The sequence below is a fragment of the Dehalococcoidales bacterium genome, assembly GCA_041656115.1.
GTDB lineage: Bacteria > Chloroflexota > Dehalococcoidia > Dehalococcoidales > UBA5627 > UBA5627.
In genome coordinates, this window is record JBBAED010000027.1 from 1 (window position 1) to 2,947 (window position 2,947).

2 protein-coding genes are annotated in these 2,947 nt (G+C 46.0%); both read left to right on the forward strand.

What is annotated here, in order from left to right:
* The coding region (locus tag WC958_06345) for a carbohydrate-binding protein (protein MFA5629841.1) at positions 1–1,823 on the forward strand (1,823 nt) is incomplete at its 5' end.
* A 15-nt stretch (positions 1,824–1,838) separates the two neighbouring features.
* On the forward strand, positions 1,839–2,947 hold a 1,109-nt coding region (locus WC958_06350), incomplete at its 3' end, for a stalk domain-containing protein (protein ID MFA5629842.1).

Below are 2,947 nucleotides of genomic sequence, written 5' to 3' on the forward strand. Positions count from 1 at the left end.
CTGTGGAGGCAAAAAGAAGGCAGCTTGTCGCGGATATAGCCGACAGGAGGTATGTGAAAATCGAGGGGATAAGCACCATAGGCGGCGGAGTGCGTATGAACAACAGTGAAATGTGCGTTTTGGACGGGCTTGATATGCACTATATAAGCCATTATATCGATGGCGGGGATCAAAGGGAAGGCTTTATTGACAGACCGCGCAACAACACGGATCAAAACGGCGCGCCGCCTCGCGGGGAAATGGGTATTTATGTGGGTGGAACTGACAACATCATTGTCAACAACATAATAGACCACAGTGCCGCGTCGGGAATTTACGCAACCGGGCTTTATACATACATTGAAAATAATGCATTAAACGACTGCGGTTATATGGGCAGCTATATATCGGGGATCAACCTGTTTACCGAGGCATGGAATTCCCCAAACCACCCTCGCGGCGGATACGCGATATTCAATAATACGGTTTACAACTGCGGCAGGTCAACCTTTAATGTAAGCCGCAGCCAGCAAGCCGGATACGGGCTTGTGCCGTTTATACCGTATGAGGTGGCGTTCAATGATTTCCATGACGGCATTCTGACCTCGCTTGATACGGGATTAACATACGAGTATTATACCCTGCAGGGACATGATAAGCTGAAATCCTCCATGCACCATAATCTTGTGTACTACACGGTCGCTCCGGAGGAAAAGAACGCCTTCTGCATGGGAATATATCATGACGGCGGCACCCAGGGGATTGATACCTACAACAATGTTGTTTTTACAACACAACAGGATACGGTGTTTACCTATGGAGAAGTATTCGTCCAACCGTTGCCGGCGGCAGTCGCCAATCATGATGTGTGGAACAATTCTACACTGCATGTCGTTGAGGGAGGCGTTGCGGCGCTTAAGGAAGAGCATTATCCGAACGGACAGCCGTTTTATGCCGGCGCGCGGCTCGAAGGTGAAAAATATCTTGTGAATTACGAAAGGGTTACTGAAAACAAGAATAACGGCTCTTTCCTGTGGGCGAAGGACGCGGAGCTGTCGGACGGCATAGTTATTGATGAGTACGGATACGCGGCGTTTAGCGGCAACGGTCAGTATATCCGCTTTAAAGATGTGGATTTCGGAGAAGCAAGCAATGTGCTGTCACTGATGTTTGCCGGTGATAAGTATAACACCTTAGATGAAATCGAGATAGTTGTGGGCAGTCTTGCTTCGGGCAAAAAGTATACAAAGAAACTCAATGTGACTTCGCCGTATTTTAATTGCAACAACCTTAATAAAATCCCAATAGACATGACTTCCGGACTTTCCGATGTCTACATATGTATGGCATCTTACAAATCAGTTAGATTTCTCGGCATACTCCAAGATGCTTATAATATTGATAATATGTTGGCGGCAAAGGTATACGGCGGAACTTTTAGCAATGCCTATAACAATTCGATAGGTGATCCCACAGCTTATTTTGTCGGAACGGGAGATCCTGTAAACCCTATGGTAAATAATACTTGGCCGGATAATCTCTTAGAGTACCAAAAAATAACTCTGTTAGGAGACAGTAATATCCTTGTGATTGCTGCGGGAAGCGCCGGCACATCCGCAGGTCAACCCATTGAAGTGCGTCTGGGCAGTAAGACCGGCGAAGTGTTGGCAAAGTATTATGTAAATAAGAATAGTTTTACCGATTATACGCCAAAGGAGGTTCCGCTCAGCAGAACCCTGTCGGCGGGAACATATGATTTTTGGCTTACATTTCCGCGGGAAAAAGGTCGTTATTTATCTTCAAATATATACTATTTTGCTTTTAAAAAGATGGACGGCAATTAAAGGAGGCTAATTTACATGGTTAAAAGATTGGTGTGTACTTTCCTTGTGGTTTGCGTGATGCTTGCCCCAATGACTGCCCTGTCAAATGATTTTACTATGGGTTACCCTGTAGGTGATACAACATATAAGCTTGAAGGCAAGTATTGCGTTGAGGCTGCTAACGCGGTGGTTTCGGGAAATAACATAAATTTTTCACCGGGCGGCAGCGTAAAGTATGACTTCTTGCTGCCTTTTAACATCCGGAGCGTTACAGTCAGTTATGAGGGCAATTCAAGTGCGGCGCTTTTGATTAACACAGGGAGTTCACAATATTCCGTCAAGCTAATGAGAGCGAAGGGAAAGGAATTGCTGAACTTTGGAGAACACCTCGGTTATGCGCCTATGGAGTATAGCTATACAGGCCGCACGACGGAAAAGGAGTTTGTTGAACGGGCGGGAGAACGGTTATTTACTGTCAGCGCTTCGGGTGCGGTAAGAATAACCGGCATTGAGTTTGAAAAGGAAAGGGTACCCGTGCCGACAAATCCTTTTGCACTGCCTGATCTCTCCGCTAACGAGAGGGCGATTGAGGCAGCGGTAATACTTGACCGGGATGCGTCAATGATTATGGTTAACGGAGGCAGAAGGTATATTAATATAGATGACCCGCAAGAAACGCCGCTTGTTTTTGACGGCAGAATCTATTTGCCGATTGAAATTCTGGCGCGGGCGTTGGGATATTATTATGAAAGCATTCCTGAAAAGAACTATGCTCTGTTGCGGAAGGAACCGTATGAGTTCGTGTTTTTAAACGGCAAATGCACATTGCAGAGGAATGCCGCCGAGCCGGAAGAAATAGAAAACCTTCTGCATTACAGAGACGACAGGGCGTTTTTGCCGGTGCGTTATTTTGCCGAGGCGCTTGGGAAAACAGTGGTATACAAAGACGGCATTGCAGCGATTGACAATAAGTTTTCGGCTGCCGATATTTTGAACAACTATTCCGTTTTTAATTACGTCAAGAATAGATTTTCCGATTTTCATCCGCAGAAGGCTGTTGGGAACACATACTATGTGGCGCAAACGCCGAATGCCGACGACAGCAATAACGGAAGTATTTTCGCTCCGTTCAGAACCCTTGCGAA